Source organism: Nocardia carnea (assembly GCF_029868855.1).
Lineage (GTDB): Bacteria > Actinomycetota > Actinomycetes > Mycobacteriales > Mycobacteriaceae > Nocardia > Nocardia carnea_A.
The window spans coordinates 15,609-33,938 of the sequence record NZ_JARWOV010000015.1; the positions used below are offsets into that span (position 1 = coordinate 15,609).

At 68.1% G+C, this 18,330-nt stretch carries 17 protein-coding genes and 1 pseudogene; 12 read left to right on the forward strand and 6 right to left on the reverse strand.

Annotated elements, in window-relative coordinates:
* The first annotated feature begins 57 nt into the window (after positions 1–57).
* Together QH195_RS00825 and QH195_RS00830 are read left to right on the forward strand one after the other, a co-directional pair.
* Positions 58–1,098 carry a flavin-containing monooxygenase gene (locus QH195_RS00825; protein ID WP_280433949.1) on the forward strand — a complete coding sequence of 347 codons (1,041 nt, stop codon included), beginning with the start codon at positions 58–60 and terminating at the stop codon, positions 1,096–1,098.
* Positions 1,099–1,283: 185 nt separating this feature from the next.
* The gene (locus QH195_RS00830) at positions 1,284–1,817 is read left to right on the forward strand and encodes a hypothetical protein (protein ID WP_280433950.1); all 534 of its coding nucleotides are present in this window, start codon (positions 1,284–1,286) and stop codon (positions 1,815–1,817) included.
* A 60-nt stretch (positions 1,818–1,877) separates the two neighbouring features.
* On the opposite strand, the gene QH195_RS00835 is transcribed toward QH195_RS00830, so the two are convergent.
* A complete protein-coding gene (locus tag QH195_RS00835; RefSeq protein ID WP_280433951.1) occupies positions 1,878–3,290 on the reverse strand; it encodes a PLP-dependent aminotransferase family protein in 1,413 nt (470 codons plus the stop codon).
* Between the two features lie 73 nt (positions 3,291–3,363).
* Between QH195_RS00835 and QH195_RS00840 the strand changes: the two genes are divergently transcribed.
* Positions 3,364–4,326, forward strand: coding sequence for a DMT family transporter (locus QH195_RS00840; protein ID WP_280433952.1), 963 nt, complete (start codon positions 3,364–3,366; stop codon positions 4,324–4,326).
* On the opposite strand, the gene QH195_RS00845 is transcribed toward QH195_RS00840, so the two are convergent.
* On the reverse strand, positions 4,271–4,717 hold the full coding sequence (locus QH195_RS00845; RefSeq protein WP_280433953.1) for an NUDIX hydrolase: 447 nt from the start codon (positions 4,715–4,717) through the stop codon (positions 4,271–4,273). The genes QH195_RS00840 and QH195_RS00845 overlap by 56 nt on opposite strands.
* A gap of 644 nt (positions 4,718–5,361) precedes the next feature.
* Between QH195_RS00845 and QH195_RS00850 the strand changes: the two genes are divergently transcribed.
* Positions 5,362–6,429, forward strand: a complete 1,068-nt coding sequence (locus QH195_RS00850) for an NAD(P)H-dependent amine dehydrogenase family protein (RefSeq protein WP_280433954.1) — start codon at positions 5,362–5,364, stop codon at positions 6,427–6,429.
* A gap of 13 nt (positions 6,430–6,442) precedes the next feature.
* Here QH195_RS00850 and QH195_RS00855 read toward each other — a convergent pair whose 3' ends face one another.
* Complete coding sequence (locus QH195_RS00855) at positions 6,443–6,571, reverse strand: hypothetical protein (RefSeq protein WP_280433955.1); 129 nt, start codon at positions 6,569–6,571, stop codon at positions 6,443–6,445.
* A 279-nt stretch (positions 6,572–6,850) separates the two neighbouring features.
* Here QH195_RS00855 and QH195_RS00860 point away from each other — a divergent pair, with 279 nt between their 5' ends.
* The 4 genes from QH195_RS00860 (at position 6,851) to QH195_RS00875 (ending at position 11,403) form a co-directional block, all read left to right on the forward strand.
* Positions 6,851–7,660 (forward strand): SAM-dependent methyltransferase, encoded by an 810-nt coding sequence (locus tag QH195_RS00860; RefSeq protein ID WP_280433956.1) that lies wholly within the window; start codon positions 6,851–6,853, stop codon positions 7,658–7,660.
* A 28-nt stretch (positions 7,661–7,688) separates the two neighbouring features.
* A complete protein-coding gene (locus QH195_RS00865) occupies positions 7,689–8,957 on the forward strand; it encodes a sensor domain-containing diguanylate cyclase (protein WP_280433957.1) in 1,269 nt (422 codons plus the stop codon).
* Positions 8,958–9,020: 63 nt separating this feature from the next.
* Entirely contained in the window at positions 9,021–9,575 is a 555-nt protein-coding gene (locus tag QH195_RS00870; RefSeq protein WP_280433958.1) for a TetR/AcrR family transcriptional regulator, read from the forward strand.
* A gap of 70 nt (positions 9,576–9,645) precedes the next feature.
* The gene (locus QH195_RS00875) at positions 9,646–11,403 is read left to right on the forward strand and encodes an alpha/beta fold hydrolase (RefSeq protein ID WP_280433959.1); all 1,758 of its coding nucleotides are present in this window, start codon (positions 9,646–9,648) and stop codon (positions 11,401–11,403) included.
* 261 nt (positions 11,404–11,664) lie between these two features.
* Here the strand turns inward: QH195_RS00875 and QH195_RS00880 are convergent, their stop codons facing one another.
* Complete coding sequence (locus QH195_RS00880; RefSeq protein WP_280433960.1) at positions 11,665–12,303, reverse strand: NADPH-dependent F420 reductase; 639 nt, start codon at positions 12,301–12,303, stop codon at positions 11,665–11,667.
* A 98-nt stretch (positions 12,304–12,401) separates the two neighbouring features.
* On the opposite strand from QH195_RS00880, the gene QH195_RS00885 reads away from it, so the two are divergent.
* The gene (locus tag QH195_RS00885) at positions 12,402–12,863 is read left to right on the forward strand and encodes a winged helix-turn-helix transcriptional regulator (RefSeq protein ID WP_280433961.1); all 462 of its coding nucleotides are present in this window, start codon (positions 12,402–12,404) and stop codon (positions 12,861–12,863) included.
* A gap of 33 nt (positions 12,864–12,896) precedes the next feature.
* On the opposite strand, the pseudogene QH195_RS00890 reads toward QH195_RS00885, so the two are convergent.
* Positions 12,897–13,034 (reverse strand): annotated as a pseudogene (locus QH195_RS00890) (TetR/AcrR family transcriptional regulator C-terminal domain-containing protein); the annotation flags it as partial.
* A gap of 12 nt (positions 13,035–13,046) precedes the next feature.
* Entirely contained in the window at positions 13,047–15,101 is a 2,055-nt protein-coding gene (locus QH195_RS00895) for an MDR family MFS transporter (protein WP_280433962.1), read from the reverse strand.
* A gap of 312 nt (positions 15,102–15,413) precedes the next feature.
* On the opposite strand from QH195_RS00895, the gene QH195_RS00900 reads away from it, so the two are divergent.
* The 3 genes from QH195_RS00900 to QH195_RS00910 form a co-directional block, all read left to right on the forward strand.
* On the forward strand, positions 15,414–15,800 hold the full coding sequence (locus QH195_RS00900) for a hypothetical protein (RefSeq protein ID WP_280426098.1): 387 nt from the start codon (positions 15,414–15,416) through the stop codon (positions 15,798–15,800).
* Positions 15,801–15,828: 28 nt separating this feature from the next.
* Complete coding sequence (locus QH195_RS00905) at positions 15,829–16,467, forward strand: type VII secretion target (RefSeq protein WP_280433963.1); 639 nt, start codon at positions 15,829–15,831, stop codon at positions 16,465–16,467.
* 6 nt (positions 16,468–16,473) lie between these two features.
* A partial coding sequence (locus QH195_RS00910) for a putative T7SS-secreted protein (protein ID WP_348537337.1) occupies positions 16,474–18,330 on the forward strand: 1,857 nt, incomplete at its 3' end.

Consider the following 18,330-nt stretch of genomic DNA (forward strand, 5'->3'; position numbering starts at 1 on the left):
CCGCACCCCGAAAATCAGTGGCGCTCCCGTGCCCGAAATGTCACGATCACGGCCGTCATGGATACCCCCGCCATTGTCATCGGCGCAGGCCAAGCCGGGATAGCCGCCGCACTGGCCCTGTCGGAGCACGGCTTCCGCCCGGTGGTACTCGAAGCCGGCTCGGACACCGCCGGCTCCTGGCCGTACTACTACGACAGTCTGCGATTGTTCACGCCCGCGCAGCTGAACGCGCTCCCCGGTAAGCCCTTCCCGGGTGATCCGCACCGGTATCCGACGCGTGATGAGGTGGCCGCCTATCTGCGGCAGTGCGCGGCCGCGATACCGGGCGAGATACACACCGGGCACCGGGTCGTCACCGTGGACAGATCCGGTGCAACGTTCCGGGTCCGCACCGCCACCGGCGCCGAATACACCGCGCCGGTGGTGGTCTCGGCCACCGGCGGTTTCACCAACCCCTACCGTCCGGAGATCCCGGGGCTGTCCGTCTACACCGGCGAGGTGCTGCATTCCGCCGAGTACCGTCGCCCGGAGCCGTACGCCGGGCGGCGGGTCGTCGTGGTCGGCTCCGGCAACTCCGCCGTACAGATAGCCGTAGAACTCGCCGCCGCAGCGCGGGTGATCCTGGCACATCGCACCCCCCTGCGTTATGCGACGAACGAACCGATACCCGCCGGCTCACGATTCTGGCGGGCCATATCCCTGGCGTCCCGGCTGCCGATCGGGCGGTTCTTCCACAGCGGCACCATCCCCATCGTGGATATCGAGGGTTACCGCGACACCCTCGAAAAGGGCAACCCCGAGGCCCGGCCGATGTTCGTCGGAGCCGATGGCCTGGTGCTGCACTGGCCCGACGGCCGCAGCGAGGAGGTGGATACCGTCGTACTGGCCACCGGATACCGTCCGGCGCTGGCATATCTGAGCGCGCTGTGCACACTCGATGCCGCGGGTTTCCCGGCACACCGGAACGGCATCTCGCCCGCTCACCCGGGTCTGGCCTTCCTGGGCTTGGAGTATCAGCGCAATATCCTTTCCGGCACCCTGCACGGTGTGGGACGCGACAGCCGCTATCTGGCGCGGTATCTCGCCCGCTACAGCTGAACCGGGTCGCCGTCCGCGCGGCGTTTCAGACGCCGGAACCGAACCCTGCCCCGGCACCCCGATTCGGCCGGTGCCCGGGACAACACCGCACCGGACGAAACGCAAATGCGCACGGCAGCGACATCCGGATAGATATTCTCTCCACGCGGAATACCGACAGTCCTCTACCGGATCAGGGAGCCCGAATGCCTCGCGCACGTCAGCTCGTCACCGCAGCGCTCGCCCCGGCAACCGCCCTCGCCGCGGCCACCGCCCTGCTCACCGCCGGCGCCGGCACCGCCGCCGCCCAGCCACCGTCGTCGACCGACATGACCTGCGGCAGCGCGAATCCGCTGGCGTGGGCACCATCGTTCACTTGGCATATCCGGGCGAGCTCGGGGGCCAGCCGCCCACCGGGCGGGGAACTCGAACCGGCGCTGCTGCTCAGCGGCGGCAACGATCTGCCCAACCCGCCCGCGAGCCTGTTCCCGATTCCCACCACCACGCCGTACGGCACACAGGTACAGGTCGACTGGCACAACGAGACCACCGGCGCGTCGGGTACCAGCGTCAGCGACGAGGAAATGCTGAAAGGCAAACCGGGCATTCCGGTGAATCGCACCTGGACCGGTGTCGGCACCGTCGCGTTCACGGTGACCGCCCGGACCGGCGGTGGCTGGTGGTGGCTCAACACCCAGACCGCGGTATGCCGGGGCACCATCTCGGTTCTCCCCGACTGATCCCTGCCGGGTACCGGTGGCGAAGCCTTTCGCACGCCGGTACCCGTGCGGCCGCGTAACCTACCGCCCTTGCCGGGCCAGTGCCCGGGCGATGACCCGCGTGCCTTCGGGGAACGCTCCCGGGTTCGGACCGCAGAAGTTGAGCCGCAGAAAAGCACCTGTCGGTTCGGCGGGAAACCATTCGTCGCCGGGCGCGATGACGACACCGTCGTCCTCACAATCCCGGACGAGCCTGGCCAGATCGGTGGCATCGGGTAACCGCACCCACAGGTGCAGCCCGCCGCGTGGCACCACTTCCAGGCGAGCTTCGGGGAGGTGCGCACGCAGCGCGGAGATCAACAGATCACGCCGGGTGGCGAGCCGGCGGCCCAGCCCGCGGGTATGTGTGCGCCAACCCGGCTGGGTCACCACATCGAGGGCGACGGCCTGTAGCAGGCCACTCACATACATCGACTCAGCCTGGGCATCGGCCAGGATCCGCTCCCGGGCCGGCCCCCGGGCGACGACAGCGGCGATCCGGACCGACGGTGAAACGCTCTTGGTCAGCGAGCGCAGGTACACCACGTGGCCGGCGTCGTCGCGGGTGGCCAGTGGGATGGGGACGGTATCGATACCGAAATCGTGTGCCCAGTCGTCCTCGATCAGGAACGCCCCGTGCGCGCGCACCACCTCGAGTACCCCCGCCGCCCGTTCCGGCTGCCACTGGGCTCCGGTCGGATTGGCGAAATGGGGCTGGGCGTAGAACGCACGAGCGCCGGTCCGGTCGAATGCCCGCGCCAGATCCTCGGGCCGCGGCCCATCGGAACTGCTCGGGACGGGGACCACCTGTACACCGGCCCGGTTCGCCGCGAGAATCGCGCCCCAATAGGTGGGTGATTCCATCAGCAGCGGGCGACCCGGCCCGACCAGCGCCTGGAAAGCCGTGCCGAGCCCGCTCTGGCTGCCCGGGAGGATCACCACATCACTCGGGGCCGGCGCCATCACACCGGCGGGGGTCACCGCTGCCAGTTCGGTCGCGAACCACGCCTGCAGATCCGGCAGACCGCTACTGGGTGGCCGGTTCACCGTGGCGTCACCACGGGCGGCGCGGGCGAAGGCGCCGCGAACCAGCCGTTCCGGCAGCAACTCCCGGTCCGGGTACCCGGAGTGCAGGGCGATCCGGTCGTTGGCCACAGTCTGTAGCGCGGTGAACCGCCGGGCGGAAGGGTTGCGCGGTGTGCCCAGCGCCGCGGTCTGCCATCCGTAGTCGTGCGGACGGGTGTCCCGCACCGTCCGGACGAAAGTCCCTACGCCGGGCCGGCTTTCGATCAACCCCTGCGCGATGAGAATGCGCAGCGCCTTCTGCACCGTGACCGGACTTGCGGCGTACCGGGTCACCAGCGCCCGGGTGGACGGCAACTGCGCACCGGGCGGGGCTTCGGCGATCCAGTCGCGGAGATCCGCCACGATCCGGGAGCTGCTATCGTCAGACATGAGATTTAATAGTAGCGCTACTCATACAGACTCCGAACCGCTACCGTCCCGATATGCGGGGCCGACCTGGGGCATGCTCGGCATCCTGGCGTTCTCGTTCACCGTGCCGCTCACCAAAGTCGCCGTGACCGACGACGGCTTCACCGCACTTTTCGTTGCCGCCGGACGCGCAGTGGTGGCGGGGCTGCTCGCCGCAGGTGCGCTGGCATTCACCGGACAACGGTGGCCGCAAGGCCGGCAGTGGATCCGGCTGGGCGTCGTCGCCGCTGGTGTCGTCGCCGGATTCCCGCTGCTGACTTCCTTTGCGCTCACCGAAACGTCGGCCGGTCACAGCGCTGTGGTCATCGCACTGCTGCCGGCGGCAACCGCCGTACTGGCCGTCCTACGCGGCCATGAGCGGCCGCCGCGGGCCTTCTGGCTCACCGCGGCCGCCGGTGCGGTGGCGGCGGTGGTCTTCGCCGGGTTCCGCGGTGCCGGTTTCGGGGGGCCGCACTGGTCGGATCTGCTTCTGCTGGGCGCTGTCGTCGCGGCCGCCTGCGGTTATGCCGAAGGCGGGCTACTGGCCCGCGAACTGGGTGCCTGGCAGACCATTTCGTGGGCGCTGGTGTTGTCCGCACCGGTGATGGTGGTACTCACAGGCATCTCCGTGGCCCAGCAGCCGCCGACGGGTTCACCGGCGCAGTGGGCCGCCTTCGCCTACCTCGGCGTGGTGAGCATGTACCTGGGCTTCCTGCCCTGGTACCGCGGGCTGGCGATCGGCCCGATGACACAGGTCAGCCAGGTCCAGCTGGCGCAGCCCGTATTCACGCTCTGCTGGGCGGCCCTGGTACTGGACGAGGAACTGACCTGGGCTACCACACTCGGCGCTGCCGCGGTGATCGGTTGCGCCGCAACCGCGGTACGGACGCGCCTGCGCCGGCCGCCGATCACCGGTGGATCACGCAACGAACCGGCCGCGCGTCCCGGCGCACGGGATTCGATCAGGGGTAGACGAGTTCCCGATAGGTATCGAGAATTTTCTGAACCGAGGAGGTGACCGACAGGTCGCCACCGTTCAGGGGCGCCCAGACGTAATTCGCGTGCGCGCTCAACACAACGGGCCCCTGCGACTCCACCTCCACCGCGAAATGCAGCCGCCGCACCGGCTTACCGGCGGGCGAAAGGTAGTCGAAGTCGCCCACATGGTGGCGGATATCGGTGACCGTGAGCCCGGTCTCCTCCTGCACACCGCGGATCAGGGCGCCGGTCACCGATTCCCCGGGCTCCACCGTGGCCCCGGGCAGCTTACGAGTGGGGCGAATGGGCCCGGTGCTGGGTAGTTCCAGCAGTAGTACCTCACCGCCCCGATCGATGATTGCGCCGACCCGCAGCCCGACCCCGTCTCGCTCACCGCGTGGCAGGGTTTCGTCGAACATCGATACCGACATGGGTGGTCTCACCAACCTTCGATCCGGCGGGGCTCGCCTGATACACGCCTCGGCGAGCAATTCGATATTACCGTGTTGTGACCTCCGGATAACACAGGTTGACGGGAGCCTAACGGGTTTCCGGCACACGCCGGCCGCATACGCAGGGCAAATACAGGACAGCATGTCCATACCGATACCGCCGGAGTCGTCGTTCGAACAGTGTTGCCGGCCAACGACATCGGATCGGCCCGGCCGAACCGGCACAGCACCGCCTGCACTGCTCGGCACAGAGCGCCCGGCCGGGCCTCACCCGGCTACACCGAACCGGTAAATGTGACGCATGCCGCTCTGCATACGACTGGCGCCGGGCCGTGATGGTCACCACGATTCCGGTCCCGCGCGAACTCTCGCCGGACCGGAATCGTCGTCGCCGAGGGCGCCGGGCATTCATGAACATCGGACGGCAGCCGCAGCACCCGGGCCCTCGGCCGCACCCTCGCGTGCCACCCATCACGCAGGGGCGCCCCTACCGTCGAGCCCGAACACGGTTTGCACAGGCGGCCGCCCTCGTAGTTCACTACCGGCAGAACATCTGAGAATAAGATTCTCCATATCTGGATGAATACGTTCCAGGAATCGGTAATCGGACTTAAGCTGAGCGGGTGCCCAAAGAGCGTCGGTATCGGGTCGTCCAATGGACGACCGGCAATGTCGGGAAGAGTTCGGTAAGCGCCGTGGTCGCGAACCCGACACTGGAACTCGTCGGCTGTTATGCGTGGTCACCGGACAAGGTGGGCCGCGATATCGGCGAACTGTGCGGGATCGACCCGCTCGGCATCGCGGCCACCGACGATATCGGCGCACTGCTGGCGCTGAAACCGGATTGCGTGATCTACAACCCCATGTGGATCGACGTCGACGAACTCGTCCGGATCCTGGAAGCCGGGGTGAATGTGGTGTCGACGGCATCGTTCATCACCGGGCACCGTCAGGGACCGGGCCGCGACCGCATCGCCGATGCCTGCCTGCGCGGCGGCTCGACCATGTTCGGATCCGGGATCAGCCCCGGCTTCGTCAACCTGCTGGCCATCGTCTCGGCCGGAATCTGCGACCGGGTCGACAAAGTCACCGTCACCGAGGCGGCGGACACAACGTTCTACGACTCCCCGGCCACCGAACGCCCGGTCGGGTTCGGTCGGCCGATCGATCATCCCGGACTCCAGGCGATGACCGCCGAGGGCACCGCGGTCTTCGGCGAGGCCGTACGGCTCATCGCCGACGCCCTGGGCGCCGAACTCGACGACGTACGCTGCGACGCCGAATATGCCCGGACCACGGCCGATCTCGATCTCGGCTCGTGGACCATCCCGGCCGGGTGTGTGGCCGGTGTCTTCGCGAGCTGGAAAGGTATCGTCGCCGGCCGGACACTGGTGGAACTCACCGTGCGGTGGCGCAAAGGGCAGACCCTGGAACCGGACTGGAAGATCGATCAGGACGGCTGGGTACTGCAGGTCGACGGGCGGCCGACAGTGAAGAACATCGTGAGTTTCCTGCCACCGCCGGATTTCCAGGCCGAGACCATCGCAGATTTCATGACACTCGGGCACATCATGACCGCGATGCCGGCGATCAACGCGATCCCGGCCGTCGTGGCGGCACCGCCGGGCATCGTCACCTACAACGATCTGCCGCTGATCCAGCCGCGCGGGGTCGTACCCGCAGCGGGGTAACCCGCCCGGAAACTCACGCCGGGTGCCGATCCTCTCGCAGCACCCGGGCCGGCGCTTCGAGCGCATCGGCGGCCGAGTACAGCGCGTCGACCTGATATTCACCGAGCCGTGTCAGGGCCTGTTCGACGGTGCCCGAGCACACGGGATGGATCCGGTGCCGGGCTGAAGGCATTTCGGGTCGGCGCCCTTCGATCACCCGGCGGCCGGCCGGGATCCGGGCCGTTCACGGCCGATAGGACGTCAATGGAACGGTGCCGCGCGAGCTATGATGCGCACAGTGCCTTCCGGCCGGAGCAGCAACCCGGCCGGCGGGCATCGGGCCGCCGCACCACGGGCGGTCCGTAGCGCAGCGCAGGGGTTTCCCGGACACGGCCGAGCGAACGATACGGCCGGTACGGGTATCGAGCGCAGAGGGGACGAGATGGACAGGCCGGCCTGGGCACCCGAGGGTGTGGACATGATGCAGCCGAGCCCGGCGCGTATGTACGACGCGCTACTGGGCGGTTCGCACAACTTCGAAGTCGATAGGCTCGCCGCCCGGCGCGGTAGCCGGCTGGTGCCGGATCTGCCCCGGCTGGCATTGAGCAACCGCGCGTTCCTGCGCCGGGCCGTACGCTTTCTGATCGATGCGGGTATCACCCAATTCCTCGATATCGGTTCGGGTATCCCGACCGCCGGTAACGTGCACGAGATCGTCCGGGAGTGCGATCCCGGAGCGCGAGTGCTCTACGTGGATATCGACCCGGTGGCTGTTGCCCATTCGCGGGCCATCCTGGTGGGCGAACAGAACTACGGTGCCATCGAAGCCGACCTGAGGGACCCGGCCGAATTGCTGGCGCGGGTCCGCGATACCGGGTTGATCGATCCGGAACAGCCGGTCGGGATTCTGCTCATCGCGGTACTGCACCTGCTCGCCGACGACGATCTGCCCGCGGGGAAGGTGGCCGCGCTCCGGCATGCGGTGCCCACCGGAAGCTATGTCGCCATCTCCCATCTGACCTCCGCGTTCCGCCCCGACGACGCGGCTGCCCTGCACAAATCCTCGCAGCACGGTAATCAGGTAGGGATCCAATTCCGTTCACGCGCCGCGATCACCGCCATGTTCGACGGCTGGGAGCTCGTGGAACCCGGTGTGGTCGAACTACCCATGTGGCGGCCGGAATCGGAACGCGATCGGCACGAGGCACCGGGACGTTCGCTCGGCTTGGCCGGTATGGGGTGCAAGTCCTGACCCGGGTGGCACGGCAGAGGAGATCCGGGTGACCGAACGGGCACTCGCGATCGGCTGGGCCGACGCGCTCGACGGCGCGGTGGCGCCGACACTGACGCGGGACCGTATCGAGGAACTGCTGACCGAACAGGTCGTACAGTTGCTCGATGCCCTGCGCGGCGCCACCGGACCCGAGGCCGGAAAGTACGCGGCGGAAGCACTGGTCGCGGTGAACTACCGCGATCCCGGTGTGGTCGGCCGGACGATTCCGCTGATCTGCCGCGATATGGCCGGGTATCTCCAGGAGACGAACCCCGCCACCGGTGCCGTGGTGCACGAGCGCGCGCTGCTCGTGGCCGCCGAGTTCGCGACCGGTTTCACGGCGGCACTGCGTTCGGTGGCATTGTCGGAGCAGGAAGCCACACTCGCCGCGGCGCTGGCGGCCGCCCAGGAAGCCGAACGGCGGCGCGAACTCTCCGAAGCCCGTTTCGAGGCGGTGTTCGCGGGCGCCTCGGTGGGAATCGGAACGGTCGACACCCACGGCCGGGTCCTCGAAGCGAATGCGGCGTTCGCGGACATGCTCGGTATCGATGTCGGGCAGATGCCGGGCCGGCCGGTGGCCGACGTGGTGGGTCACGCCAATATCGGCGACGCCTACCAGCGGATGACCCAGCTGCTGGCGGGCAGTATCGACCGGTTCCGGATGGAACTGGACCACCCGCGCCCGGACGGGACGTCCACGGGTATCGATCTGTCGATGTCGGCGGTCCGCGATCACAGCGGTCAGGTCCGTTTCCTGATCGGTGTGGCGGTCGATGTCACCGAACGCCGGGAACTCGCCACCCGCCTCTGGTACGACGCCAATCACGACGAACTCACCGGCCTGCCCAACCGCGGGCATTTCTTCGACCGGCTGGCGGTGGCGACGCCGCCGATCGGGATGGCCTACCTGGATCTGGACGGGTTCAAGGAGGTCAACGATCGGTGGGGGCATACCGCCGGTGACGAGGTGCTGCGGATCGTCGGTGCCCGCCTGCGGCAAACCGTCACGGCGGCAGGTGGTTTGGCCGCACGGCTGGGCGGTGACGAGTTCATCGCCGTGCTCGAGCGGTGCACCGGCACCGCCGAGCTGGCCATGCTCAGTGCGGATGTGCAGACCGCTCTCACCGCGCCGATGGCGATCCGTGATCGCACGATCAGCATCGGCGCGAGTATCGGCACGGTGTATCTCGAGGATGCGCCGACAGCGATCGACGAGGCGATGCAGGCCGCCGATTCCGCCATGTACCGCAACAAGATTCCCCGTACCCGCTCCTGACCGGCACGGCCGTTACGGATCACGGGCGTTGACTTTTTATGAAGACCGGTCTACTTTTCAGGCATGGGCGCAAAAGGAGCCGAAACCCGGCAGCGGATGATCGAGGCGACACGGTCGTCGATCGAACGCCGCGGGTACTTCGGCACCGGCCTCAACCAGATACTGGCGGACAGTGATACTCCGCGCGGTTCTCTGTACTTCCATTTCCCGGGCGGTAAGGACGAACTCGTCGCCGCTGCCGTCACCCAGACCTCCGGGGTCATCGATGCCGCGCTCGCGGAGGCGGATCTCACCGACCCGGCCGGTGCGGTCACCGATCTGATCACCCTGCTCGGCGATCGACTGGAGGCCTCCGGCTGGGAATGCGGCTGTCCCGTCGCGACCGTCGCCCTGGAGATTTCCGGCGCGAACGACACCGTCCAGCGCGCCTGCGCCGAGGTCTACGGACGCTGGACGGAGGCTTTGCGTATCAGCCTCCGGACGGCCGGCTACTCCGACGCCGACGATCTGGCCGTTTCCCTGCTCGCCCTGATCGAGGGCGCACTACTGCTCGCGCAGACGCATCGTGACCGCGGACCACTCGAACGGGCCGCGCGAGTCGCTCGAACCCTGCTCTGATCCACGACGACGCCCATTCGTGCGCCTCCATACCTAAAAAATATGTAGACCAGTCTAGTTAGGACTTGTTATGAACACTCCCGATTCCGTCGTTTTCGGCGCGGCCGGTTTCATCGGACGCGTCCTGGTCGCCCGGCTCCTGCGCCGAGGGCATACGGTCGCGGCCGCATTACGTCCCGGCAGCGCGGACCGGCTCACCACCTGGCTCGACGAGCACGGCGTGGCCCGCGAGCGGCTGACCGTACTCGACTGCGATATCACCGACGCCGGCCTGGGCGAGGTCGCCCGGCTGGACACCGCCGGGATACGCGATGTGTACAACTGCGCGGCCCGATTCACCTTCGGACTCGAGGCCGACCCCGCCCGGGCGGTGAATATCGACGGCGCCCTGCACATCCTGGACTGGTGCGGGAGCCTGCCCGAGCTGCGCCGACTGGTCCACATCACCGGATACCGGGTCACCGTGCCGGATTCGGCCGAACACGATTACGCGGTCGGCGCTTACGGCGCTTCGAAATTCGAGGGCGACGCGATACTGCGCGAACGCGCCGCGGCGGCGGGCGTCGCGCTGACGGTCGCGAACCCGAGCACGGTCATCGGCCCCGGGCAGTACATCGGCCTCGCCGAACTCGTTCACGACCTCTGGTACGGCAGACTTCCGGCGCTGCCCGGCAACGCCCGGACCCTGCTGCCGATCCTCGATCTCGACTATTTCACCGATTTCCTCATCGCCCTCCCGCGCGATCCGGACACCGCGGGCCGTTCCTACACCGCCCTCGACCCCGCGAGCCCGCCGCTTCCGGAACTGATGCACACCCTCGCAAAGCATCTACACGTCCGCGCGCCCCGTTTCACGATTCCGGCCGGCCTGGTGGCCCGCCTGCCACGCCGGCTCACCGGGGTAGACCGGGAGCGGCTCGCATTCGTCGCCGAGGACCGCTACGACACCTCGGCCGCTGAGGCGGTGGCCGACGCCGCCGGCCTCACCATGCCGCCCACCGGTGAAGTCGTGCGTAACTGGGCAGACCACCTGGTGAGCAGTCGGTTCGGCAGCACAGAGGCAGATCCGTCCGCCGGGTTCGCCGACGGCCTCTGGGTGAGCGGCGACCGACGGGCTCCGGACCTCGTTCTGCTGCACGGTCTCCCCACCGACAGCGAGGCCTGGCGTGCGGTCACCGCGGCGACCACCGCGTCCACCTACACCGCCGACCTCCCCGGCCTCGGCCGTTCCGCCCCCGGAGACTCCCCGGTCCACTTCCGGCCCGACCGGCTCATGGCCTCGGTGACCACCCGCCCCGTCCTGGTCGGGCATTCACTCGGCTGCCTCCCGGTCCTGCGGTACGCCGCCGCCCATCCCGGCCGCATCGCCGGAATCGTCCTGATAGCGCCCGCTTTTCTGCAGCGCCGGGGGTCGTGGATCACCCGGTTGCCGAGCACCGCACTCATGCTGCGCCACTTCGGTCCGGAGCGGCTGGCCGCCACCCTGGGTGTGCCGGCAGGTCCGGCGATCGACAGTGCGAGCGCGAACCTGAGCCGCCCCGGAGTAGCCCGGCGGACCGTCGCGGCGTTGCGAACGGCGAGCCGGCCCGGGCAGCGGGCGGCCGCTCGCCGCATGCTCGCGGACGTCACGGTGCCGGTGCATATCGTGACCGGTTCCCGTGATCCGCTCGAAACCCCGGTGTCCATTCCGACCACGGTGATCGAGGGCGCGGGCCACTATCCCCATCTCACCCACCCGGACCAGGTGGCCCAGGTCCTCGATGCCACCCGTAACCTGTTCCTGCACAATCGGATAGCTACCGACAATCCGGCGCCCGTCGCCAGGTGAATTCCGGCAGGCCGGGACCACACTGCGTCGGCGAAATAATGAACCGTAACCGCCCGCTGCCGGGCTACATGTCCGCAGACACCGGAGTCGGCAATACCGGATCAGCAGTGCCTACGGAGATGCGCCCCGCAGGCCCCCGCCGCACGCCGAGTCGTAGCGGCCGTAGAACGGCACACCCGAGACCATCGGGCACAGTATGGGTTGCATCGGTACCGCCTGATATGCCCCCGGCCCCCGGCCCGCGAACCTGTGCCGCGCGGTTCACGCACCCACCGGTGGCAGTGCGGGCGCCACGGTCCCGGGATCCACACCCGCGAACGCCAGAGTGATGAACAACCCCGCCGCCTCCTCGAGCTGACGGGCCCGGGACAGGCCACCCACCACGGCAGGGACCGCGCCGGCATCGCGTACCAGCGTCTCGGCCACGGCCAACGCCCCCGGATCGTCACCGCACAGTGGCACCGTGATCGCGGCCGCACCGGGCACACCCCACTGTGTCGACGGAACCATATGGAAGCCCTTCACCACCCGGCTGCCCGGTGCCGTCTCTGCGATATGGGTGGCGGTGGACTTGCCGGGTTCGGTCAGGAGCACACCCACACCGTGTTGCACCGCGTTGATCGGGTCGATCACCACGACCCCGGCCAGCGCTCCCATGCTCGCACCTGATTCGCGCAGTACATCGTCGACACCACTCCACGGCACCGCGAGCAGTACCACGTCGGCGCCGCGCACCGCCTCGTCCGGGGCGGCGGCGTGTACGGCAGCACCGAGCCGCCGCGCCAGGGCGGCCGCGTTGTCCGCCGACCGTCCCGCCACTGTCACCGTATGCCCGGTCTGCGCCCAGCATCCGCCGAGCGCCTCGGCCAGATGGCCCGTACCCAGAATTCCGATCCGCACCGTCGCACTCCTCCGTGTCTACGTTGTCCGTCGACGGCTAACGTAGACAGTCCGACACGCACCGATCGGTGCGAAACAACCGACGATCCTGGTGACCGATGACCGCCGACAACCACGAGCCGATCGCCGATTGCCGACTTCGCGGCGCCTTGGATCTGTTCACGCATACCTGGGATCCGGTGGTGCTGGCCGCCCTCCGTGACGGTCCGCGCAGGCGAGCCGCGCTGCGCGCGGGTATCGGAAGTATCAGCGACAAGGCCCTCACCGAAGCACTGCGGCGACTGCTGGCGCGTGGACTGGTGGCCAGGTTTCCACGCCCCGGCGCGCCGCCGGCAGTCGAGTACGAGCTCACCCCGCTGGGTGTCAGTCTGGTGGCGGGACCACTCGAATCCCTGGCCGCATGGGTCCGCACCTATGGTGAACTACTCGGTCTGCCGGACGATACGGCGATTCCGCTTCGTGAAGCGAATCCCACCGCACCGGCCGCGGGCGCGGCCCGGCTGTCCGGACGCACGGAAACCGGCACGCCGGGCCACCTTCCGCCACCAGCCCCACGTTGACGCGCCCACCGCGCACCGGCCGCGCGGAAGCCGTCAACCGGTGGGGCCGTAGGCCGCCAGGAACGTCTGCACCGCCGCGGCGGCGACAGCGCCCAGTTCGGCCCGGCCGACTCTGCGTGTCCCGTGGGCCGATCGATTCTCGAGTGGGCCGGTGAGCAGCGCGAGGAACTGTCCGGCCGCGACTCAGCCGGCGAATGTGGGGCGCCGGCTCTGATCGTCCAGCAGTTCGCCGGCGATCTTGTCCAGCGCTCGGTCCAGCAGGGCCCTGTCGGCGGGATCGTCGAAGGCCCAGTCCTCCAGCTGCCTGTCCAGCCAGCCGCGCCAGACTCGCCGGAAGCGCTCGGCCTGCTGGGCCCCGCTGTCGGTCAGCCGTAACGAATCGCCCTCGGCCGTCACATATCCGGCTCGCGCGGCGTCGCGGTAGACCGGTTCGAGTACACCGACCGGAACCATATGGTCGTCCGCGATACCTGTGAGTGTCGCCCCGCCGCGTACCCGGGCACGCAGATGCACCGCGCCGATCGCCCAGGTGATGGACTCGGGAAGTTCGCCGCCGGTGAGGTCTGGTAGCGAAGGGCCCGGCAGAACGGGCTTTCGCACGCCCGGCGAGCCGGGTAACCGCTGCTGATCCCGGCGCAACACCTGCGCGACAGCGTGTTCCAGCTGGGCCGCCCGGTCGGCGGAATCCGGCATCGAGAAGCCTTCCCCCAGTTCCGCGGCGCGAGCGCGGGTGCTGTCGCGCAGCGGTACCTCCCGGAGGAACCACGCCACCACGAAACCCACCAGAGCCACCGGGACCACCCACCGGAACACGGTGTCGATGGCGGTCGTATAGGCCTCGATTATCGGGGCCGCCAGGTCGTCGGGCAACTCACGCAAGGCCGCTGGGCTCTGCGCGATCTCCGGGGCGACACCCGACTCGGCCAGCGCCGCGGCCAGGGCCGGGTCGAGCTTCCCGGTGTAGAGGGTGCCGAACACCGCGGTGCCGAACGCACTTCCGACCGTGCGGAAAAACGTCACACCGGAGGTCGCGGTGCCCAGCTGCGCGTAGGGCACGGTGTTCTGCACGACAATGGTCAGCACCTGCATGGACAGCCCGATACCGAGTCCGAGGACCAGCATGTACAGCGATTCCCGCCAGATACCGGTATCGCGTCCCATCGTCGACATCAGGTAGAGGCCGAGCGCCATCACGGCCGTGCCCGCGATCGGGAACGGTTTGTACCGGCCGGTGGTCGAGACGATATTTCCGGAGATGATCGAGGTGATCAGCAGACCGACCACCATCGGCAGCGTCCGCAATCCGGATTCGGTCGCCGAGACGCCGTCCACGTACTGCAGGTACGTGGGCAGATAGGTCATGGCACCGAGCATGGCGAAGCCGACGATGAAACTGAGGACCGAGCACACCGTGAACACCCGGTTGCGGAACAGATCCATCGGCAGCATCGGCTCGGGCACCCTGGTCTCCACCACGACGAACGCCGCCAGCAGCACGACCGATCCGGCGAACAGGCCGATGATCATCGGCGAACCCCAGGCATATTCGGAACCACCCCATTCGAGCCCGAGGATCAAACCGGCCACACCGAGCGCGACCAGCGCGATCCCGAGGTAGTCGATCACCGGCCGCACGGCCGGGCGCACCGTGGGAATGGTCCGGGCGGCCAGCGCGATCATCACCACCGCCACCGGAACATTGATGTAGAAACACCACCGCCAGCTGGCGTGATCGGTGAACAGGCCGCCCAGGGTGGGCCCGAGTACGGTGGTCACCCCGAACACCGCACCCATCGCGCCCTGGTACTTCCCGCGCTGCCGCAGCGGAATCACATCGGCGATCAACGCCATCGCGGTCACCATCAACCCGCCGGCCCCGACACCCTGGATCCCTCGCGCGATGATCAAGGTCAGCATGTCCTGGGCGACCCCGGCGAGTACCGAGCCCAGGATGAAGACCACCGCGCTGATCTGGAATACGAGTTTCCGGCCGAAGAGGTCACCGAATTTGCCGGCCAGCACCGTCGATACGGCCTCGGCGAGCATGTACGCGGTGACCAGCCACGCCATATGCCCGGCGCTGCCGAGATCGGCGACGATCGTCGGCAGGGTGGTCGCGACGATCGTCTGGTCGAGCGCGGCCATCAGCATGCCGAGCACGATGGTGACGAACACGATGTTTCGGCGGCGGCGATCGAGCGTCGGCGCCGTATCGGGAACCTCGCGGGTGCCGGTCATCCGCCGAGTATCGGTGAAAGGCCCGCGCAACAGCGGCGGGACACGCTCGATGGCCGCATCGCTGTCTGGCGTCCGTGTCCTGCCCCCAATTCGCAGGTCTTGCGTTCACCTGCAGCCACGGCCGGCAAATCTCAGCTGCCGGCCGTGGCCCGGCATCGGGCCATTTCGCATGCCCGAGCCCTGTGGCACAACGTATTCCGGCAACGCGCCGGCCAACAGCCGATAACGGATTCGTGGCCGGTCGGGATACCTACCATGGACGTATTCGTCGATCGGGCTCGGGGATCCATCACGAGGGAGGGAGGTGCGGGGATGCCGGAGAACGACGGGCTGGCGGTTCTCCGCGACGAGATCACTTCGTTCTACGCGGGTTTCGGACAGCCCATGGCCCTGCGGTCGGCATTGCGCGAGGCGGCGCTGCTGGTGCCGTTGACCGTGGACGACAGAGTATTCCGCGTCCGCTCGGGCGGGCTCGGCTGGTTGTGCGCATTCACCGCGGTCGAGGAATACGCCCGGTACATGCTGGCCCGGGAAACCATGACCGCGGGCGGAATCGTGCCGGACCGGGAGTACCGGTATCACACCTTCCGGGGCTCGCGACTGCTCGAATACGCCGAGCTACAGGACGAACCCACCGGTATCGCCCTGGATATCGCGGGGAGGGCGCCGATGGCCTTCCCACCGGATGTGACGGACTGACAGAACAACCCACGGGAGGGGTGGGGAAATGACACAGCAGGTGCGGGTCGATCCTGCGGTGCTACAGCAGGCAGCGCAGGGAATCGAAGCAACGATCGGCGAATTGACCGAACTGGGCATCGGGGAAACCGGCAATATGGGCCGCGGTTTCTCGCTGCTGACGATGTCCACCCTCGAAATCGGGAAGCACACCGTGCAGAAGACCTTCGAGGAATTCACCGAACGCTGGTCGTGGGGTGTGCGGGCCCTGGTGCAGGCCGGTAATTCCATCGCCGACACGCTCGGGCTGGCGGCCGGTCGCTACAACGAAATGGAGAATCAGGCCGAGGGCACGCTGAAACAGATGTGGACCCATCTACTCGGCAACCCGCATCTGTCCGAAGAGGAGATCACCGGCCGATCATGGGGTGACACCTTCTCGGACAACCCTTTCAACCATATCCTCAACCCGGACTACAGCCCGGAATCGTTTCAGCAGGCCTGGCAGACCATCGAGACCAACAACCGGATCATCGGCGAAGTCGGCCCGCAGGCGCTGGCGAATCTCAGCGTGCTGAGCCCGGCGAGTATCCCGCCGGCGAGTGAAGTCACCGGTGAGACGCCCGGATGGAACACCGGCGCAGCCGAACGCGCCGCGCAGATCACGCAGGAGTCCGGGGGCAAGTAGGTGGGGATGTTCGATTTCGTCGACGATATCGGCGAAGCGATAGAGGACGGCATCGAAAACGCTGTCGAGGGCGCCGGCGAACTGATCGACGACGGACTGGATCTGGTCGCCGACGGAGCCGAAGCCATCGGCCTGGACGATGCCGCCGAGGCGATCGACGATTTCGGTGACTCCATCGCGTCGGCCACCGGCGGTGACGTCGAGGAAAAGGAGCTCGGCGAAACCGAGGATCCCACGAAACTCATTTTCGGAAGGCCGGCCGAAATAGGGTCCACAGCACAGACATTGAACGATATGGCCGCCGCTCTGGAATCGACCGGCGAGGCACTGAAACAGATCGATTCCGCGGAATGGGTCGGCGACGCAGCCGATGCGTTCAACGAGGTCTACGACAAACAGCCGAAACTGTGGTTCGACGCCGCCGACGCCATGTCCGAGGCGGCCGAGGCCATGACCGCCTGGCACAACGTGGTGAAATCCGCACAGGACAAAGCAGCCGACGCGATCGATGAATGGAAGGCCGCGGCCCGGGAAGAACAGCGTCAGATCAACTGGTGGAATTCGCTGACCGCCGAACAGCAGGCGCAGACCACGCTGGTCGACACCTGGACCCCGATGCGCAACAACGCGCGCGCCATCCTGCGCAACGCCCGGATCCAGCGCGACAACGGCGCCGCGATCGCCGACAGCGCTTTCTCCGCCGCCACCGACAAGGCCCCGGCCGAACCTCCGTTCACCGAACGCTGGATCGCCAATCTGTCCGATCTCGGCGGAGTGCTCGAACACGGGATGCTGAACTTCATGTCCGGGCTGTTCACCAGCCTCACCGGGCTCGTTCAGTTCGTCCGTCAGATCAACCCGTTCGATATCTACAACATGACCCATCCGGCCGACTATCTGGAGGGTCTGTCGAACCTCGGCACCGGACTCGTGGTGGCGGCAGCCGATCCGGGCGCCGCCGTATCGGCGATTCTCGACGATGCCCGCCGCAATCCCTTCGAATTCATGGGGGCTCTGACCGGTGACGCCCTGCTCACCGTGGCCACCGGTGGCGGCGGCAGCGCCAAGGTCGCGGTCAGCGCGCTACGCCGGCTCGCCGATGCCGGGCAGACCGGCCGGCGTCTGGACGATCTCGGTGACCTCGGCCGCAACCTGCCCACCAACCCGGCACCGGTCCCGCACACACCGCCCGGCCATGCGAACGTGCCACCCCACCAGGCCGGCCCGGCCCCCGATCCCGGCCACACTCCCGACAGCGGACCCATGGACGCGGGCAGCCGTCCGGACTCGGACAGCCCCGGCGACCACACACCCGGGAGACCGGACGAACCCCCGGCTCAGGCAGACCCACCCCGGGACCGCGATACCGACGACGACCCGCCGGTCACCGGCCAGCTGCCGGACCACACCCCGGACGAGCCACCGGCCTCCCGTCCCGACAACGACCCACCCGCACAGACCGACCCCTACCCGACACCGCCGCAATCCCACACCCCCGATCCGGACCGCACCCCGGACCCCGATCCGCCGGCACCCGGCGACGATCCGGACCCACCGCTGCAACGCACCGATCCACGCCCCGACGCGGCGAACCCGCCCGTCCACACCGACCCCCCGCAGACAACACCCGGCGCCGCCACACCGAGCCCGGCAACACACGGCGATCCCACGCCGAACAGCCACGCAGACCCGGGACGACCATCGGTAACCCATCCCGATCCCACACTCGATGCGCCCCGCGACACGACTCCGGAACCCGGGGGGCCCGCCCGCCCCCGGCCCCCCCCCGCAGCCCCGCAACCCCGCCCCACCCCCTCCGAAGTCGATTTCCTGCACGACACGGTGAACACGGTGGTGCGCATA

Bases quoted from the DNA above. Each gene is read 5' to 3' on its own strand.
- QH195_RS00825 (WP_280433949.1), top strand. From the start codon at position 58: ATGGATACCCCCGCCATTGTCATCGGCGCAGGCCAAGCCGGGATAGCC.
- QH195_RS00830 (WP_280433950.1), top strand. From the start codon at position 1,284: ATGCCTCGCGCACGTCAGCTCGTCACCGCAGCGCTCGCCCCGGCAACC.
- QH195_RS00835 (WP_280433951.1), bottom strand. From the start codon at position 3,290: ATGTCTGACGATAGCAGCTCCCGGATCGTGGCGGATCTCCGCGACTGG.
- QH195_RS00840 (WP_280433952.1), top strand. From the start codon at position 3,364: ATGCTCGGCATCCTGGCGTTCTCGTTCACCGTGCCGCTCACCAAAGTC.
- QH195_RS00845 (WP_280433953.1), bottom strand. From the start codon at position 4,717: ATGTCGGTATCGATGTTCGACGAAACCCTGCCACGCGGTGAGCGAGAC.
- QH195_RS00860 (WP_280433956.1), top strand. From the start codon at position 6,851: ATGGACAGGCCGGCCTGGGCACCCGAGGGTGTGGACATGATGCAGCCG.
- QH195_RS00870 (WP_280433958.1), top strand. From the start codon at position 9,021: ATGGGCGCAAAAGGAGCCGAAACCCGGCAGCGGATGATCGAGGCGACA.
- QH195_RS00875 (WP_280433959.1), top strand. From the start codon at position 9,646: ATGAACACTCCCGATTCCGTCGTTTTCGGCGCGGCCGGTTTCATCGGA.
- QH195_RS00885 (WP_280433961.1), top strand. From the start codon at position 12,402: ATGACCGCCGACAACCACGAGCCGATCGCCGATTGCCGACTTCGCGGC.
- QH195_RS00895 (WP_280433962.1), bottom strand. From the start codon at position 15,101: ATGACCGGCACCCGCGAGGTTCCCGATACGGCGCCGACGCTCGATCGC.
- QH195_RS00900 (WP_280426098.1), top strand. From the start codon at position 15,414: ATGCCGGAGAACGACGGGCTGGCGGTTCTCCGCGACGAGATCACTTCG.
- QH195_RS00905 (WP_280433963.1), top strand. From the start codon at position 15,829: ATGACACAGCAGGTGCGGGTCGATCCTGCGGTGCTACAGCAGGCAGCG.